We start from the raw sequence: 16,232 nt of genomic DNA on the forward strand, positions 1-16,232 counted from the left end.
CAGTGCGGTTCCGGGCTGTCTGGTCCCTCTTCCCACCCGGTCTTTACAGTTTTGTGACAGTGCGGCCGGGCCGCGCACCAGCCAAGCAGAAGTTTGCCCGAACGGTCAGCCGAGGCCGGCGAGACGCGTGTCCAGCGCCTCCCCCGAGGGCAGATCCGCCACCTGCTCCACCGCGAGGTCGCCGGCCGCCAGATGCCGCACCATGAGGAAGAAGCAGCCGGAGCGGCCTTCGCTCTTCACAAGGGTGTCGGTCCACAGCCGGTCGAAGGTGTCGAGCACCGGGCCAAGGGGCGCCACGGGGAGTTGCTGGCCGGAATAGCGCGGGAATTTGTTGGTCAGCTTCTTCCAGTCGTCCTTGAGCGCGTCGCGCAGCACGGGATCGGCGGTGAGGCGCGCGTCGCGGCCGCCCCGGTCGTAGGTGGCGCGGGTCTCCATCAGCGAGAGCAGCAGCGCATTGGAGCGGCTCCGCAGCAGCGGGCGCAGACGCTCCACGAACAGCTTGCGCAGCGCGTCCACATGGTCCGGATCGGACAGGCCGACCTCATGGGCGCCCACGCCGGGGCCGGGGGCCAACTTCGCCGCCGCCGCCGCGTAATGCGCGGCCGGCCAGTCCTCCGCCGGCCGCGAGGCGAGGAGGAGGACGACGCCGGGCGGGAGGTTCGATAGCCCCGGCAGGAGCGCGAGGGTCGCCGCGTCGGCCTTCTCAAGTCCGTCGATGCAGACGAGAAGCCGCTTCGCCCCCTGCCCCGCCGCCGCCGCGGCGAGCGCGCCGAGCCAGGCCGCGAAGGTGTCCGCGCTGTCCGCCGCCCCTTCCGCATTGGGGGCGGGACAGGCGAATTCCGCCGCGAACGCGCCGTTCAGCGCCTCCACCAGCGCGGCCGGGCTCGTCGCCGCGCCAAGACCCACGGCGATGGCGCGGGCGCCGGAGGAAATGGCGCTGTCGATCCCCTCCGGGCTGCCGTCCTTCCCCGTCCGGCGGGCGACAATGCCGCGCAGGAACGCGGTCTTGCCGGCGCCGGCCGGCATCCGCAGCCAGTAGAGGCCGCGCTCATGGCTGACGAGGAAGGAGCGGAAGGGGGTGCGCAGATAGGCGGGGGAAACGTAGTCCGCGTCGGCCGCAAGGGAGAGGGCGAAAGGCTGCGCGGAAGGCTCGTGGGGCGTGGGCGTTGTCATGGGAAGGCTCCGGGGCGAGAGCATGGATCGCCTTCCGGCCGCCCTCGGTCCCGGCGGGTTTCGGCCAACAATCCAGACAGCGATTACCCAAGCATTTTGCGTGCCCCGGCGGTTGCGCCGGGGACCACCCGCTTCTGCCACCCTCCCCTGCCGCCTTGCCCGCGCCGCTTCAGCGCTTGCGTTCGCCGGCGCTGAAATTGCTGGTGTGGCCTTCCTTCGTCGCCTGCGCGCGCCACGCCTTGGCCACCGCCTTCAGCTTCTGGTCGGGGGCGATGCGCGACACCATCTGCTCCGCGCGGGTGCTGCCGCACGACGGGCAGACGGGCGTGTCGGACGACGAGATGAGGAGTTCGAACTCATTGTCGCAATCGGGACAATGGAAATTGTAGAGCGGCACGCCGAGCCTCCTGTCCTGTTCCGGGGGGCACGTCCGCGCAACCGGCGCAAGTCCTTGGAAGAACAGGCGCAAGCCGTCGCCGACATGCTGCGGCGCCGCGCGTCCGCCGTCGCCCGGAGCGCGCGCCATGCCCCTCCAAGCAGGAAGCAGGCCAGATGGTGCAGGCCAGACGGTGCAGGCCAGACGGTGAAAGCCTCAGCCCACCGTCTCGATGCCGAGCACGCGCTCCAGCACGCCGGCGGGATCCTCATCCCGCATCAGGGCCGTGCCCATGAGGAGCGCCTTGGCGCCGGCCGCGCCGAGCCGCGCGCGGTCCTCCGCCGTGCCGAGGCCGCCTTCCGCCACCACGAACGCCTTGTCCGGCGGAATGAGCGGGATCAGCGCCTCGCAGGTGCCGGGCACAAGCTCGAAGGTGTGGATGTTGCGGTTGGTGACGCAGATGAAATCCGCCCCCGCCGCCAGCGCCGTTTCCACGTCTTGCGGGGTATGGACCATGACCAGCACGTCGAGGGCGATGGAGGCGGCGCGCTCGCGATAGGCGGCAAGGTCCGGCCCCAGCAGGGCGGCGGAGAGCATCACCGCGTCGGCGCCGGCGAGCCGCGCCTCCAGGATCTGGTAGACATCGTAGATGATGTCCTGGGCGAGGAGGGTGAGGTCCACCGCGCCGCGCACGGTGGCGAGGTCCGAGTAGGAGCCCCGGAAGGCCTGCCGCTCCACCGCCACCGAGAGGGCCGCCGCGCCCACCGCCTCGAAATCCTCGGCCAGCGCCTTGTAGGGCACCATAATTTTCAATGCCGGCTCGAACGGGGAGCCACCCTTCAGCTCGCAGACGATGCCGGGCTTGCCGGTGGCGCGGAAGGCGGCGGCGAGCGCGCCGTGGAAGCCGCGTGTCATGGGCATCTCGCCCACCTTGCCCTGGATCTGGCCCAGCGAGCGCCGGGCCTTGGCCTTGGCGAGCTGGTCGCGGCGCTGGAGAAGGAACGGCTTCAGCCGGCTGGTCTCGGGCAGGATCATGAAAGAACGTCCAGAGGCAAAGGGGGATACGCAAAGGGCGACGCAAATCGACCGGGCCAAACGCCCGAACTGAAAAAGTGCCTTCAGCTTCACAGATTTCGCGCCGCTTGGCCATGCCGCTTTCGCAGCGCGGCAGGAGGGGGTGGCGCGTTCGCCCTTTCCTATCGCGCCGCAACGCGCGATGATCCGTCTATTCTTAGCCGATCGAGTTTTTCAAGATGTTCACGCGCGTCTGCAAAGCGGAAACCGTTGCTGAAGGCGGCATGCGGCTGGTCATCGCCGACAGCCACCTCATCGTCCTCGCCTGGCCTGACAATGGGGAGATTCGCGCCTTCCAGGGCGTATGTCCCCATTCCAACACGCCGCTCAACGAAGCGGAGTTCGACGGCACCGTCATCACCTGCCCCCTCCACCACTGGACCTGGGACTTGAATTCCGGCGCGCCGATCGAGCCGCAGGAAAGCGCGCTCGCGGAATATCCGGTGAAGGTGGAGGATGGCGTCGTCTATATCGACACCGAAGGCATAGAGCCCCTGTTCGCCGCGCCCTGAGGGCGCCGCAGCCGATCCGCATGATCCGTTGTTAAGGTGCTGCGCGGTGGAGTGCCGCCGCGCGGCCACAGCCGGAGTTCGACCGTGCCAGAACAGACCGCCGTTGAGACCGCCATCATCGTCGGCGCGGGCAAGGGGCTGTCCGCCGCCCTCGCCCGCCGCCTCGCCCGCGAGGGCTTCCGCATCGCTTTGGTGGCGCGCGACGTGGACAAGCTCGCTCCGCTCGTCGCCGAGACGGGCGCCCGCGCCTACGCCGCCGACGCCCAGAACCCGGTCGCCATCGAGGGCGTGTTCGCCGAGGTGGACAAGGCGTTCGGCCCGCCCGACCTCGTGGTGTTCAATGCCGCCATGCGCTATCGCGGGCCGGTGGAAGTGCTCGATCCGGCCGACGTGATGGACGCCTATGCCGTCGGCGCCTTCGGCGGCTTCCTCACCGCCCAGGCGGCGGCGCGGCGCATGCTGGCGCGGGGCAAGGGCTCGCTCTTCTTCACCGGCGCCACCGCCAGCGTGAAGGCCATGCCCCATTCGGTGCCCTTCGCCATGGCCAAGTTCGCCCTGCGCGCGCTGGCGCAAGGCCTCGCCCGCGAGCTGGGGCCGCGCGGCATCCATGTGGCGCACTTCATCCTCGACGGCGGAATCGCCTCGTCCTGGGCGACGGCGGGCGAGCCGGGGCCGGCGGACAAGTGGCTCGATCCCGACGCCATCGCCGACACCTACCTCGCCGTCCACCGCCAGCACCGCTCGGCCTGGACATCGGAGCTGGAATTGCGGCCGTGGGTGGAGAAGTTCTGAGGCAGACGCTGCGTTAAGCCTGCCGCCGCCCTTGCATTGTGGCGGGCGGGGCGGCGTGCCATCTTCCGGTCCCAACGACGGGAGGATTTCGTGCCGCATTCCATGGTCAACGGCCGCCAGATCAAGGCCGGCCGCGCCCTGCTCGGCTGGTCGCGCAAGGATCTGGCCGAGCGCGCGGGCGTGACCGCCGACACGGTGAAGGTGGTGGAGCAGGATGCCGTGACGATCGAGGCCCTCGCATCGACGCGCGCACGCCTGAGCGCCACGCTGGCGGGGGAAGGCATCAATTTCCTGAACGACAGCGGCGTGGGCGTCGAGATCGTGTCCCGCGACGCAGGCATCCGCGCCGAAGACCTCAACGCCTCCAACGACGACTGACGAGCCCCATGATCCTGCACAATTTCGCCGCCCGCCACTGGATCATCGTGGCGATCATCCTCGTCATCGCAACGCTGGCCTATTTGGGCAGCTGGTCCTGACGCCGCCGTCGTGGTCCGGCTGGACCGGACCACCCATGGCGCCATTTGCACCAACCGCCGCAGGCTGAGCCCGGTGGAGGGACGGGCCCTCCGGTCAAACCGGAGGGCGACGGCAAGGAAGACGGCAAGGGCGCCCCCTTCACCCCACCAGCAGCAGCGCGAAGCCGTCATAGCCCTTGGCGCCCACGGTCTGGACGGCCGTGGCGGTGAGGCGGGGGTCGGCGCCGGCCATGTCATAGGTGCGGCGGATGCCGATGACGGAGGCGTCCGCGCTCTCGCCGTCGAGCACCCGGCCGCCGCGCACCACGTTGTCGCAGACGATCAGCGTGCCGGGCCGCGACAGGCGCAGCGCCCAGTCGAGATAGGCGGGATTGCTCGGCTTGTCGGCGTCGATGAAGATCAGATCGAACGGCCCCGCCCCTTCCGCCTCCAGCACCGGCAGCGTCTCGATGGCCGGGGCGACGCGCAGGTCGATGCGCTCCGAAAGTCCCGCGCGGGCGAAATTGGCGCGCGCGACCTCGGCGTGGTGGGCGTCCGCCTCCAGCGTCACCACCGTGCCGCCCTCGGGCAGCGCACGGGCAAGGAAGATCGTGCTGTAGCCGCCGAGCGTGCCGATTTCGAGGATGCGCTTGGCGCCCATCATGCGGGCGAAGATGTGCAGCATCTGGCCCTGCGCCGCCGAGACGCTGATAGCGGGAAGGCCCGCCCGCTCGCAGGCCGCCTGCACGGCATCGAGCACCGGGTCCGCCGGCAAGAGCTTCTCGCCGATGAAGCCGTCCATCTCGTCCCAGAGCGTCGCGTCCATTCCCGCCTCCGTCAGCATTGCCGGCGCAAGGAATACCGGATGCATGAAGGAATTGCGTCAGGGCCGGATGCTCAGTCCTGGTCGCTCTCCCGCGCCGCGCGGATGGAGAGCACGGCATAGGCCACCACCAGCGCCAGCTCGACGAGGGTGAAGAGCATCAGCCGCGTCATGCCGGCCGGCGCCCACACGCCGAGCACCACCTGCGTCAGCGTCGCCAGGAGCCACAGCACGATCGCCCAGCCGGCCCGCAGCCACAGGCCGACGCCGGCGATGGGATCGATGATCGCCGCCCAGATCACTGCCGCCTGCGCGGCCATGGGCATGGCCTCGAAGCGGCTCGCCGGCCCATCGCCGATGCCGAGGATGACCGCCCAGTGGATGATGCCTTCCAGCAGCAGGAAGGCCGCGACGCCCCGCAGGAACAGGAACAGCCGCCGCCGCCAGGGCGAGAGATTCTCCCATTGGGCGCGGGCGCTGGCGTCGATGGGATCGTAATGACTCATGTGCCCGGGGCCAGAAGTTCCAGTTCGTCGGGTATGGGATCGAAATGCGCCGCGATGACGGCCGGGTCCACCTCCGCGAGGGTCGGCGGCTGCCACTGGGGCGCGTTGTCGCGATCGACGAGCACCGCGCGCACGCCCTCGTAGAAATCGTGCCCCGCCGCGACGCGGCTCACCACCCGGAATTCCAGCTTCAGGCAGTCCCCGAGGTCGAGGTCCGGCCCGCGCTTCATCTGCTCCATGGCGATGGCGAGGCTGGTGGGCGATTTGCCGGCGATGTCCTTGAGGAGCGAAGCGGCGAACTCCGCATGAGACCCGCCCCCCTCCGCCGCCGCCTGCAGCGCGCCGAGGATGCCGGCGAGATGGCCCCGCCCGAAGGCGTCGGCGATGAAGTCCGCGCGGTCGGCGAAGGCACCGGGGCCGGGCTCGATGCGATGGTCGCAGATGATGCGCTCCACCTCGCCGCCGGCGCACAGCGCCTCTTCCAGCGCCGGGATGGCGGCGCTCGGCACCACGTCGGTCGCAAGGCCGCAGGCGAAGGCCTCGGCGGCGCGGATTCGCGTGCCGGTCAGCGCCAGGAACACGCCGAAGGCGCCGGGCAGGCGCGGCAGCACATGGGTGCCGCCCACGTCCGGAAACAGGCCGATGTTCACTTCCGGCATGGCGAACAGATATTTGTCGCCCGCCACACGGTGCGCGCCATGGGCCGAGAGGCCGAAGCCGCCGCCCATGCAGATGCCGTCGATCAGCGCCACATAGGGCTTGGGGAAGCTGCCGATATAGTCGTTGAGGACATATTCCTCGCGCCAGAACTGCAGCGATTCGGCGGTGTTGCCGGCGCGGCCGAGATCGTAGAGCGTGCGCACGTCGCCGCCGGCGCAGAAGGCCTTCTCGCCCGCCGCCTTGATGACCACGCGGGTGACGGCGGGGTCGCGCGCCCAGGCCCGAAGGCGCGGCAGGATCTCGCGGACCATGGAGAGGTTGAGCGCGTTGAGCGCCTTCGGCCGGTTGAGGGTGATGACACCGGCTTCGCCCTTCACCTCCAACAGGACTTCAGGCTCCGTGGTCATTCACCCCTCCCCTTGCCGCCCCCGCCGCTGAGCGACGGTCGTTGCCGGCAGGGTTAGACGCGGCCGACAGGAGCGTCAACGCGGGCCGGCGCACCTTGGCCGTGCAGCAGCGCACCTTGGGCGCACACGCTGAACTTGCCGTGACCCTGTGCCGCGCGCCACTCGCGGGCGGCGGACCGGGAGTCTATAAGAACCGACAGCGCCCCGTCGCGGGCGAACGAAGAACGAGCGCATCATGCCCCTCTCCAAGCCCCGCCTGCATGCCGTTTCCGAAGCCGAGGCCGCCGCCAGCCGGCTGGGTCTCGTCCACCGCCCCCGGCGGAACCGGAAGACGGACTGGTCGCGCCGGCTGGTGCGCGAGGCGACGCTGACGGTGGACGATTTGATCTGGCCGATCTTCGTGATGAACGGCGCGGCCACGCGCACCCCCATCCCCTCCATGCCCGGCGTCGAGCGCCTGACGGTGGACGAGGCGGTGCGCGCGGCCGAGAGCGCGGCGAAGCTGAAGATCCCCGCCCTCGCCATCTTCCCTTATATCGACCCCGCCCGCCGCGACCCCACCGGCAGCGAGGCGCTGAACGACAACAACCTCGTCTGCCAGACGCTCCGCGCCATCAAGGCCGAGATTCCCAACCTCGGCCTCATCACCGACGTGGCCCTCGACCCCTTCACCAGCCATGGCCATGACGGCCTGCTGGAAGATGGCCGCATCCTCAATGACGAGACGGTGGAACTCCTCGTGCGTCAGGCGCTGGTGCAGGCCGAGGCCGGCGCCGACGTCATCGCCCCGTCCGACATGATGGACGGCCGCGTCGGCGCCATCCGCGCCGGGCTCGACGCCAACGGCTTCGAGGACGTGCAGATCATGTCCTATGCGGCGAAGTATGCCTCCGCCTTCTACGGCCCGTTCCGCGACGCCATCGGCACCGCCAAGACCCTGTCGGGCGACAAGCGCACGTACCAGATGGACCCCGGCAATGGCCTCGAAGCCATCCGCGAGGCCGCCCTCGACGTGGAGGAAGGCGCGGACATGCTCATGGTGAAGCCCGGCCTGCCCTATCTCGACATCGTGTGGCGGCTGAAGGAGGCCTTCGGCCTGCCCACCTTCGCCTATCAGGTGTCCGGCGAGTACGCGATGATCGAGGGCGCCATCCGCAACGGCTGGGTGGACGGCGACCGCATCGTCCCGGAGAGCCTGCTCGCCTTCAAGCGCGCCGGCGCGGACGGCATCCTCACCTATTTCGCGCCGCGTGTGGCGCAGGCCCTGGCCGAGCGGGGCTGAGGCTCCTCGCGGGAGAAGACTGATGACCGTGCCCGCGACGGCGCTGGAATTCGAACAGGACTTACCCGTCACCCTCGCGGACGTGGAGGGGGCGTGGCCGCTGGTCCGCGCCTCCGTGCTGCGCACGCCGACCCTGCGCGCCCCGCGCCTCTCCGCCTTCACCGGCGCCGATGTCTATGTGAAGTACGAGAACCTTCAGGCCACCGCCTCCTTCAAGGAGCGCGGCGCGCTGGTGAAGCTCTCGCGCCTCACGCCCGAGGAGGCACGGCGCGGTGTCGTCGCCATGTCGGCGGGCAACCATGCGCAGGCGGTAGCCTATCACGGCACCCGGCTCGGCATCTCCACCCTCATCGTGATGCCGGAAACGACGCCGCAGGTGAAGGTGGCCGCCACCGAGTCGTTCGGCGCCGAGGTGGTGCTGTTCGGCGAGACCGTCGCGGATGCCTATGAGGAGGCCGAGCGCATCTCCAAGGCGCAGGGCCGCGTCTTCGTCCACCCCTATGACGATGTGGACGTGATCGCCGGCCAGGGCTCCGTGGCGCTGGAGATGATCGAGGACGGGCCGGCCTTCGACGCCGTGCTGGTGCCCATCGGCGGCGGCGGGCTCATCGCCGGCATGGCGGTGGCCTTCGCCGGCCGCTCGCCGGCCACGCAGGTGGTGGGCGTCGAGACCCAGCTCTATCCCGCCATGTGGACCGCCATGACCGGCGAGGCTCGCCCGTGCGGCGGCCCGACGCTGGCCGAGGGCATCGCCGTGCGCAATGTGGGCGAGATCACCGCGCAGATCGTGCGGCGCCTTGTGCCCCATGTGGTGCTGGTGGACGAGACGGCGCTGGAGCGGGCGGTGAACGCCTTCCTCATGCACCAGAAGACGCTGGCCGAAGGCGCCGGCGCCGCGGGCCTCGCTGCCCTCATCGCCGAGCCGGAACGATTCCGCGGCAAGACGGTGGGCCTCGTCGTCTCCGGCGGCAACATCGACCCGCGCATGATCGCCGGCATCCTGCTGCGCGAGCTGGAGCGGGAAGAGCGCATCGTCTCCTTCCGCCTGACCATCCTCGACCGGCCGGGCATGCTGGGGCGCATCGCCACCCTGCTCGGCAAGCTCGGCGCCAACATCCTTGAGGTGCACCACCGCCGCACCTTCCTCGACGTCCCCGCCAAGGGCACCCGCCTCGACCTGACGGTGGAAACGCGCGACCAGGCGCACGCGGAGCTGATCCAGACCGCGCTGGAAGGCGAAGGGCTGCCGGTGCAACGGCTGGGGGCGGGTGGCGCGGACTGGTAGGGGTGCCGCTCCGTCTAGCCGCCGCTCGTCCTTGGAGCCAGCCTCGCGCCCCGGACGCATGCAGCGGAGCGGAATGCGAGCCGGGGCCCAGCGCAAGGGTTCGCCGAAGGCGCTTCCGAACCTGACCACCCTTGGAGTTAGACCGCTGCGCGGAAGTCTTGCGCTGGGCCCCGGATCAGCGCTCCGGCTTCGCCGTCGCTTGTCCGGGGCACAGAGGCATGACCTCACGCCCGCCCGAACACCCGCTTGAAGATGTTGTCCACGTTCTTGAAGTGGTAGCCGAGGTCGAACTTCTCGTTGATGTCCTCCTCGGACAGGTACTTCCGCACGTCGGCGTCTTCCAGAAGGAAGGTGCGGAAGTCGCCCTCGCCGCGCCAGACGCGCATGGCGTTGCGCTGGACGAGGCGATAGCTGTCCTCGCGGCTGGCGCCCTTCTGGGTGAGGGCGAGGAGGACGCGCTGGGAGTGGATGAGGCCACCCAGCTTGTCCATGTTCTTCTGCATGTTGTCGGTATGGACGACGAGCTTGTCCATCACGCCGGTGAGGCGCGACAAGGCGAAGTCCAAAGTCACGGTGGCATCGGGGCCGATCATGCGCTCGACGGACGAGTGGGAGATGTCCCGCTCGTGCCACAGGGCCACATTCTCCAGCGCCGGGGTCACATAGGCGCGCACCATGCGGGCAAGGCCGGTGAGGTTCTCGGTGAGCACCGGGTTGCGCTTGTGCGGCATGGCCGAGGAGCCCTTCTGCTCCGGGGAGAAATACTCCTCCGCCTCCAGCACCTCGGTGCGCTGGAGATGCCGCACCTCGGTGGCCAGCCGTTCAACCGAGGAGGCGACCACGCCGAGCACCGCGAAGAACATGGCGTGCCGGTCGCGCGGGATCACCTGGGTGGAGACGGTCTCCACCTTCAGCCCCATCTTCTCCGCCACATGGGCCTCAACCGCCGGATCGATATGGGCGAAGGTGCCCACCGCGCCGGAGATGGCGCAGGTGGCGATCTCCTCCCGCGCCGCCACGAGGCGGGCGCGCGAGCGCTGGAACTCGGCCGCGGCGATGGCGAGCTTCACGCCGAAGGTGGTGGGCTCGGCATGGATGCCGTGGGAGCGGCCGACCGTGGGCGTCAGCTTGAACTCGAACGCCCGGCGCTCCAGCACCGCAAGCAGCTTGTCCACGTCGGCGATCAGCAGGTCGGCAGCGCGGGCGAGCTGCACGGCGAGGCAGGTATCCAGCACGTCCGATGACGTCATGCCCTGATGAACGAAGCGCGCTTCCGGCCCCACGAACTCGGCGAGATGGGTGAGGAAGGCGATGACGTCGTGCTTCACCTCGCGCTCGATGGCGTCGATGCGCTCCACGTCGAACTCGGCCTTGCCGCCCAGCTCCCAGATCTTCGCCGCGGCCTCCTTCGGCACGATGCCAAGCTCGGCCATGGCGTCGGCGGCATGGGCCTCGATCTCGAACCAGATGCGGAAGCGGGCCTCGGGGGACCAGATGGAGGCCATTTCCGGCCGGCTGTAACGCGGGATCATGGGGCGTTGCTCGTCAAAATGTCAGGCAGGCGGCTCGTCTAGCAGATGCGGGCGGCCGGGGGTAGCGGCGCGGCTCACGCCTTGCGGCGGCCGGCGGCGCTGACGCGGCGCGCCAGCGGCAGCATCACCACCGGCAGCAGGTAGATGGGGAATTGTGCTGCCGCTACGTAAAGCCAGGTCTCGTGCGGCAGGACGGCGCCGGTGGCGGCGATCACCACCGCCATGTTGCGGTGGCCGCCGCAGAAGCCCAGCATCATCGCATCGCCCGGATCGACGGCGCGGAAGAGCAGCGCGGTGGCGCCAAAACCCAGCAGCGAGACGAGGAAGGCCAAGGCGACCAGCCCCGCCATGAAGCCCGGCTGATCGAGGAAGGCGTATGTCACGCCATCCATCAGCCCCACGGCGAGTAGGCCGAGCAGCACCACGTTCAGCCCGTCGAGATGGGCGGAGACGGCCTCGACGCGCTTCAACCCCATCAGCCGGCGGATGAGGAGGCCCGCCCCCATGGTGCCGCCCACCACCGCGGCGAGCCTGAGCGCCAGCGCCAGCGGATCGAGCGCCAGCGCGCCGCCGGAGAAGTGGAACACCAGCCCGGGCGCGGTGAGCGGCGTCAGCGCCATGCCGCCGAGCATGGTCACCAGTACCAGCCGCGCATCGAGCCCCAGCAGCGCCGCGAAGGCGGGGGCCGACATGATGGGCGGCGCCGAGGCCTGCATGATGAGGGCGAGGACGATGGCGTTGGGCTCGCCCAGAAGCCGCGTCGCCAGCCCCATCATGAGCGGCAAGGCGAGCATCACCCAGCCGCAGGCCAGCAATGCGATGCCCGCGCGGCGCGCGGTGAAGGCGCCGGCCATGGAGGTGCGCACGAAGGCCAGCACCAGCAGCGCCAGGATGGTCGGCACCACCAGCGGCTTCGCCAGCGCCGCGAAGGGCGGCAGCGCCAGCCCGATGAACACGCTCACCGCCACCGCCGGCGCGCTCCGCCGTCCGAGCCACGCGAGAAGAAAGCCGGGGCTCATGAGGCGGATCTTGGGGGGGATAGGGGGATCGTGTTCGACACGCGGCTTTCTAGCCTCTGCCGGTATCCAAGGGAAGCCACGGACGTGTCACCCATGGTGATGGACCAGAACCGGCGGGCTCCCTCTCCCCCCGAAGTCGGCTGTTGCCGACTTCGGCCTTCGCGAGCCGAACTCGGCAACAGCCGCGTTCGGTTGGGAGAGGGATGGGGTGAGGGGTATGTCTCCCCTCGCCCCGACGCCGGGAAGAACCAGCCCCCTCACCCCCGGCCCCTCTCCCGCGAGGGGAGAGGGGAGGACGAGCGGCCAGCACCGCGCGAGCCCCTGCTGCGCGAGTGCCGAGGCAAACCCGCCACCGTCGTCCTCCGACGTGATCGGAGGACCCATTTCGCCGTTTGCCCCATGTTCGGACGCCCGCTCCAGCCCAGCGATGGGCCCTCCGGTCACGTCGGAGGACGACGGCAGCGCGAAGGAACGGCCACTGGCGGCAGGCGCTTGTTCCGGGTAGCGTCCGGATGAAACCGGAAAGACCCATTGCCCAAGCCACCCACCAAGCGCCCCACCAAGCCGCCCACCCGCCATTCCAGCAAGGACGGCGCCCCCGCCAAGCCGGTGCGCGCGACGAAATCCCGTGCCGCGCGCAAGCAGGCGGCGGCCGCGCATGAGGCGGCGGCGCTCGCCGTCGCCCCGCTGGCCACCGGGGAGATGCCGACCAAGGCGCAGGTGCTGGCCTTCATCGCCTCCCAGAACGGCGAGGTGGGAAAGCGCGAGATCGCCCGCGCCTTCGGCCTCTCGGCGGCGCAGAAGGTGGAATTGAAGCAGCTCCTGCGCGACCTCTCCGAGGAAGGCACGGTGAGCCGCGAGCGGCGCCGCCTGCACGTGCCGGGCGCGCTGCCGGCGGTGGTGCTGGCCGATATCGTCTCCCGCGACGGCGACGGCGAGCTGATCGCCATCCCGGTGGAATGGGACACGGAGGCCCAGGGCGAGGCGCCGCATATTCTCGTCCAGGTACCGCGCCGCGCCTCCGGGCCGGCGCCGGGCCTGTCGGACCGGGTGCTGCTGCGCATCGTGGAAGGCTCCATCGAGCATGCGGTGCCCCATGTCGGCCGCGTCATCAAGGTGCTGGAGAAGGCCCGCAAGCAGACCATGGGCATCTTCCGCGCCGCGCCTCAGGGGGGCGGCGGGCGCATCATCCCCATCGACAAGAAGCAGCTCGGGCGTGAACTGCAGGTGCCCCCCGGCGCCGAGCAGGAGGCCGAGGACGGCGATCTCGTCACCGTCGAACTGATGCGCCAGCGCGTGTTCGGCCTGCCCACGGCGCGGGTGAAGGAGCGGCTCGGCTCGCTCAAGTCCGAGAAGGCGGTGAGCCTCATCGCCATCCACGCCCACGGCATCCCCAACGCCTTCCCGGACGTGGTGGTGAAGGAAGCCGAGGCGGCGAAGAAGATCACCGTGCGCGGCCGCGAGGACTGGCGCGATCTGCCCCTCGTCACCATCGACCCGCCCGACGCCAAGGACCATGACGACGCCGTGCACGCAGCGGCGGACGAGGACGGCGGCTTCATCGTCACAGTCGCCATCGCCGATGTGTCCGCCTATGTGCGTCCCGGCACGGCGCTGGACCGCGAGGCGCTGATCCGCGGCAACTCGGTCTATTTCCCCGATCGCGTCGTGCCCATGCTGCCGGAGCGCATCTCCAACGATTTGTGCTCCCTGCGCCCCGACGAGGACCGGCCGGCGCTGGCGGTGCGGCTCGTCATCGGTGCGGATGGGAGGAAGCGCAGCCACAGTTTCCACCGCATCCTCATGCGCTCGGCCGGCAAGCTCGCCTATGCGCAGGCGCAGAACGCCATCGAGGGCCGCACCGACGACATCACCGATCTGCTGGTGGAGGGCGTGCTCAAGCCCCTCTATGCCGCCTATGCCTGCGTGAAAAAGGCGCGCGACGCCCGCCAGCCCCTCGACCTCGATCTGCCCGAGCGCAAGATCATTCTGAAGCCCGACGGCACGGTGGACCGGGTGATCGTGCCCGAGCGGCTCGACGCCCATCGGCTGATCGAGGAATTCATGATCCTCGCCAACGTCGCCGCCGCCGAGACGCTGGAGGAGAAGAAGACTCCCCTCATCTACCGCGTCCATGACGGCCCGACCTTGGCCAAGCTCTCGGCCCTGCGCGACTTCCTGAAGACGCTGGACATCGGCCTGCCGAAGACGGACCAGGTGCGCCCCTCCCACTTCAACCGCATCCTGGACGAGGTGAAGGACACGGACGCCGCCCCGCTGGTCAATCAGGTGATCCTGCGCAGCCAGAGCCAGGCGGAATACGCTTCGGAGAACTACGGCCATTTCGGCCTGAATCTGCGCCGCTACGCGCATTTCACCTCGCCCATCCGCCGCTATGCGGACCTCATCGTCCATCGTGGCCTGGTGCGGGCGCTGGGCGTGGGCAAGGACGGGCTGCCGGAAGACGCTACCGTCGAAAGCCTCGGCGAGGTGGCGGCGGCGATTTCCGTTACGGAACGTCGCGCCATGGCGGCGGAGCGTGAGACGGTGGACCGGCTCATCGCCCATCATCTCGCCGACCAGATCGGCGCCACCTTCAATGCCCGCATCACCGGTGCGACCAAGGCGGGACTCTTCGTCGCGCTCGACATCACCGGGGCGGACGGCTTCATTCCCGCTTCCACCCTGGGCCAGGACTATTACCGCTACGACGAAGTGCGGCAGGCGCTGGTGGGGGACCGCACCGGCGAGATGCACCGCATCGGCGACCGGGTGGAGGTCAAGCTGGTGGAGGCCGCGCCGGTGGCCGGCGCGCTCCGGTTTGAGCTTCTGAGCGAAGGCTCCTATGTAAAGGGTCCGCGCGGCGGACCGCAGCGCCGTGGCGCGCCGTCGGGTTTCGCGGGAAGGCCGGGCAAATCCATGCCGGGCCGGGCGAAACCCGGTAAGGCAGGCTCCGGGAAAGCGAAACCCGGCCGCGGCGGGCGCTGAGGCGCCCGGCCGCGCAAACGTTTGAGACGTGCTCCTCAGGGGCGACCGAGAGGTTCAGGACCGTGACCACGCCGACCGGCATGACCGTGACCCAGAAGCTGGCGCAGCCGGAAGAGGCGGCGACGGGTCCTGCTGCGGGCACGCCCACCGGCGGCGCCTTCGAGCTGCCCCCGCCCCGCCGGGAGGTGCCCGGCGCGCTGATGCGCGGCGCCCGCTGCCTGTGCCCCGCCTGCGGCGCCGGCAGCATGTTTTCCAGCTACCTGAAGGTTGCGCCCTTCTGCGCCACCTGCGGCGAGGAGCTGTACCACCACCGCGCCGACGACGCGCCGCCCTATGCGGTGATCTTCGTGGTCGGCCACATCGTGGTGCCGCTCATGGTGCTGGTGGAGGAATTGTACCGGCCGGAGGTGTGGGTGCACCTCTCCCTCTGGCTGCCGCTGACCCTCGGGCTCAGCCTCGTGCTGCTGCCGCCGCTGAAGGGGATGCTGGTCAATCTCCAGTGGGCGCTGCGCATGCACGGCTTCGATTCCCGCAGCGAGGAGCGGGAGGCACCGCCCGAAGGCGCCGTCCGCCCCGTCATCCGCGCCGTCCGCCCGACCCGTTGAGACCCATGACCGATTTCGCCACCCGCCTGACCGAAGCCGAGCGCCTTCAGGCGTCTCCCAACGTGCGCCCGAGCGACGCCGCGACCCTCATCCTCATCGACCGCAAGGGCAGGAAGCCGCGCGTGCTGATGGGTCGGCGGCACCCCAAGCTCAAGTTCCTGCCGGGCGTCTTCGTGTTTCCCGGCGGCCGGCTGGAGAAGGCGGACAAGGCCATGCCGGTCTTTGGCTGCCTCGATCCGGACAGCGAGCGCCGGCTGATGGCCCATGTCCAGCGCCCGAGCCTCGGCCGGGCGCGCGGCCTCGCCGCCGCCGCCATCCGCGAGATGTATGAGGAGACCGGCCTCCTCGTCGGCACCAAGGACTGCGGCGCTCCCGAATCCCCCGGCGACGACTGGCGCGCCTTCGAGGAGCGCGGGGTGTTCCCCGATCTGAGCGCCCTCACTTTCGTCGCCCGCGCCATCACGCCGCCCCGCCGCCCGCGCCGCTTCGACACCCGCTTCTTCGCCGCCGACGCCTCGGCCGTGTGCGACGAGGTGAAGGGGCTCGTGGGCGAGGAATCGGAACTCATCGACCTCGCCTGGCTCACCTTCGCGGAGACGGAGAAGCAGGAGCTTCCCACCATCACCCGCGTGGTGCTGGAAGAACTGGCCGCCCGCATCGACGCCGGGTTCGGCCTGCGCCTGCCGGTGCCCTCCTACGCCATGGTCCGCGGACGCTTCGTCCGTACCCTCCTGGATTGA

At 70.0% G+C, this 16,232-nt stretch carries 16 protein-coding genes; 8 read left to right on the forward strand and 8 right to left on the reverse strand.

All coding sequences use genetic code 11. The features are described 5' to 3' along the window. Positions 1-105: 105 nt before the first annotated feature. From V5F63_RS13385 to V5F63_RS13395, 3 genes are all read right to left on the reverse strand, one after another. The gene (locus V5F63_RS13385) at positions 106-1,173 is read right to left on the reverse strand and encodes a hypothetical protein (protein WP_394102386.1); all 1,068 of its coding nucleotides are present in this window, start codon (positions 1,171-1,173) and stop codon (positions 106-108) included. 169 nt (positions 1,174-1,342) lie between these two features. Next, complete coding sequence (locus tag V5F63_RS13390) at positions 1,343-1,699, reverse strand: FmdB family zinc ribbon protein (RefSeq protein ID WP_348634381.1); 357 nt, start codon at positions 1,697-1,699, stop codon at positions 1,343-1,345. Positions 1,700-1,765: 66 nt separating this feature from the next. After that, positions 1,766-2,584 carry an indole-3-glycerol phosphate synthase TrpC gene (locus tag V5F63_RS13395; protein WP_209489637.1) on the reverse strand — a complete coding sequence of 273 codons (819 nt, stop codon included), beginning with the start codon at positions 2,582-2,584 and terminating at the stop codon, positions 1,766-1,768. 218 nt (positions 2,585-2,802) lie between these two features. Here V5F63_RS13395 and V5F63_RS13400 point away from each other — a divergent pair, with 218 nt between their 5' ends. The 3 genes from V5F63_RS13400 (at position 2,803) to V5F63_RS13410 (ending at position 4,305) form a co-directional block, all read left to right on the forward strand. Next, positions 2,803-3,135 carry a monooxygenase system ferredoxin subunit gene (locus V5F63_RS13400; RefSeq protein ID WP_394029722.1) on the forward strand — a complete coding sequence of 111 codons (333 nt, stop codon included), beginning with the start codon at positions 2,803-2,805 and terminating at the stop codon, positions 3,133-3,135. Positions 3,136-3,219: 84 nt separating this feature from the next. Continuing rightward, the gene (locus tag V5F63_RS13405; protein WP_394029721.1) at positions 3,220-3,927 is read left to right on the forward strand and encodes an SDR family NAD(P)-dependent oxidoreductase; all 708 of its coding nucleotides are present in this window, start codon (positions 3,220-3,222) and stop codon (positions 3,925-3,927) included. Between the two features lie 90 nt (positions 3,928-4,017). After that, the gene (locus tag V5F63_RS13410) at positions 4,018-4,305 is read left to right on the forward strand and encodes a helix-turn-helix domain-containing protein (RefSeq protein ID WP_209489643.1); all 288 of its coding nucleotides are present in this window, start codon (positions 4,018-4,020) and stop codon (positions 4,303-4,305) included. A gap of 240 nt (positions 4,306-4,545) precedes the next feature. On the opposite strand, the gene V5F63_RS13415 is transcribed toward V5F63_RS13410, so the two are convergent. The 3 genes from V5F63_RS13415 to V5F63_RS13425 all read right to left on the reverse strand — a co-directional run bounded on the left by V5F63_RS13415 (position 4,546) and on the right by V5F63_RS13425 (position 6,781). Continuing rightward, positions 4,546-5,211 carry an O-methyltransferase gene (locus V5F63_RS13415; RefSeq protein ID WP_394102385.1) on the reverse strand — a complete coding sequence of 222 codons (666 nt, stop codon included), beginning with the start codon at positions 5,209-5,211 and terminating at the stop codon, positions 4,546-4,548. A 71-nt stretch (positions 5,212-5,282) separates the two neighbouring features. After that, complete coding sequence (locus V5F63_RS13420; RefSeq protein WP_169119983.1) at positions 5,283-5,714, reverse strand: DUF6163 family protein; 432 nt, start codon at positions 5,712-5,714, stop codon at positions 5,283-5,285. Beyond that, positions 5,711-6,781, reverse strand: coding sequence for an enoyl-CoA hydratase/isomerase family protein (locus tag V5F63_RS13425; protein ID WP_394102384.1), 1,071 nt, complete (start codon positions 6,779-6,781; stop codon positions 5,711-5,713). Before V5F63_RS13425 ends, V5F63_RS13420 begins: the two co-directional genes overlap by 4 nt. Positions 6,782-7,016: 235 nt before the next feature. Here V5F63_RS13425 and hemB point away from each other — a divergent pair, with 235 nt between their 5' ends. Together hemB and V5F63_RS13435 are read left to right on the forward strand one after the other, a co-directional pair. Further along, on the forward strand, positions 7,017-8,063 hold the full coding sequence (gene hemB, locus V5F63_RS13430) for a porphobilinogen synthase (protein ID WP_209489649.1): 1,047 nt from the start codon (positions 7,017-7,019) through the stop codon (positions 8,061-8,063). 22 nt (positions 8,064-8,085) lie between these two features. Continuing rightward, on the forward strand, positions 8,086-9,348 hold the full coding sequence (locus tag V5F63_RS13435; protein WP_394102383.1) for a threonine ammonia-lyase: 1,263 nt from the start codon (positions 8,086-8,088) through the stop codon (positions 9,346-9,348). A 224-nt stretch (positions 9,349-9,572) separates the two neighbouring features. Here V5F63_RS13435 and purB read toward each other — a convergent pair whose 3' ends face one another. Beyond that, positions 9,573-10,880 carry an adenylosuccinate lyase gene (gene purB, locus V5F63_RS13440; RefSeq protein WP_209489653.1) on the reverse strand — a complete coding sequence of 436 codons (1,308 nt, stop codon included), beginning with the start codon at positions 10,878-10,880 and terminating at the stop codon, positions 9,573-9,575. Between the two features lie 74 nt (positions 10,881-10,954). Further along, complete coding sequence (locus tag V5F63_RS13445) at positions 10,955-11,899, reverse strand: hypothetical protein (RefSeq protein ID WP_394102382.1); 945 nt, start codon at positions 11,897-11,899, stop codon at positions 10,955-10,957. A 702-nt stretch (positions 11,900-12,601) separates the two neighbouring features. On the opposite strand from V5F63_RS13445, the gene rnr reads away from it, so the two are divergent. The 3 genes from rnr to V5F63_RS13460 all read left to right on the forward strand — a co-directional run bounded on the left by rnr (position 12,602) and on the right by V5F63_RS13460 (position 16,232). Next, positions 12,602-14,887 (forward strand): ribonuclease R, encoded by a 2,286-nt coding sequence (rnr, locus tag V5F63_RS13450; protein WP_394102453.1) that lies wholly within the window; start codon positions 12,602-12,604, stop codon positions 14,885-14,887. Positions 14,888-14,949: 62 nt separating this feature from the next. Further along, a complete protein-coding gene (locus V5F63_RS13455) occupies positions 14,950-15,492 on the forward strand; it encodes a DUF983 domain-containing protein (protein ID WP_394102381.1) in 543 nt (180 codons plus the stop codon). 5 nt (positions 15,493-15,497) lie between these two features. Beyond that, complete coding sequence (locus tag V5F63_RS13460; protein WP_209489657.1) at positions 15,498-16,232, forward strand: NUDIX hydrolase; 735 nt, start codon at positions 15,498-15,500, stop codon at positions 16,230-16,232.

Source organism: Xanthobacter wiegelii (assembly GCF_043193855.2).
In the GTDB taxonomy this organism is placed as follows: domain Bacteria; phylum Pseudomonadota; class Alphaproteobacteria; order Rhizobiales; family Xanthobacteraceae; genus Xanthobacter; species Xanthobacter flavus_A.

Bases quoted from the DNA above. Each gene is read 5' to 3' on its own strand.
- V5F63_RS13385 (WP_394102386.1), bottom strand. From the start codon at position 1,173: ATGACAACGCCCACGCCCCACGAGCCTTCCGCGCAGCCTTTCGCCCTC.
- V5F63_RS13390 (WP_348634381.1), bottom strand. From the start codon at position 1,699: ATGGCGCGCGCTCCGGGCGACGGCGGACGCGCGGCGCCGCAGCATGTC.
- V5F63_RS13395 (WP_209489637.1), bottom strand. From the start codon at position 2,584: ATGATCCTGCCCGAGACCAGCCGGCTGAAGCCGTTCCTTCTCCAGCGC.
- V5F63_RS13400 (WP_394029722.1), top strand. From the start codon at position 2,803: ATGTTCACGCGCGTCTGCAAAGCGGAAACCGTTGCTGAAGGCGGCATG.
- V5F63_RS13415 (WP_394102385.1), bottom strand. From the start codon at position 5,211: ATGGACGCGACGCTCTGGGACGAGATGGACGGCTTCATCGGCGAGAAG.
- V5F63_RS13420 (WP_169119983.1), bottom strand. From the start codon at position 5,714: ATGAGTCATTACGATCCCATCGACGCCAGCGCCCGCGCCCAATGGGAG.
- V5F63_RS13425 (WP_394102384.1), bottom strand. From the start codon at position 6,781: ATGACCACGGAGCCTGAAGTCCTGTTGGAGGTGAAGGGCGAAGCCGGT.
- hemB (WP_209489649.1), top strand. From the start codon at position 7,017: ATGCCCCTCTCCAAGCCCCGCCTGCATGCCGTTTCCGAAGCCGAGGCC.
- V5F63_RS13435 (WP_394102383.1), top strand. From the start codon at position 8,086: ATGACCGTGCCCGCGACGGCGCTGGAATTCGAACAGGACTTACCCGTC.
- purB (WP_209489653.1), bottom strand. From the start codon at position 10,880: ATGATCCCGCGTTACAGCCGGCCGGAAATGGCCTCCATCTGGTCCCCC.
- V5F63_RS13445 (WP_394102382.1), bottom strand. From the start codon at position 11,899: ATGAGCCCCGGCTTTCTTCTCGCGTGGCTCGGACGGCGGAGCGCGCCG.
- rnr (WP_394102453.1), top strand. From the start codon at position 12,602: ATGCCGACCAAGGCGCAGGTGCTGGCCTTCATCGCCTCCCAGAACGGC.
- V5F63_RS13460 (WP_209489657.1), top strand. From the start codon at position 15,498: ATGACCGATTTCGCCACCCGCCTGACCGAAGCCGAGCGCCTTCAGGCG.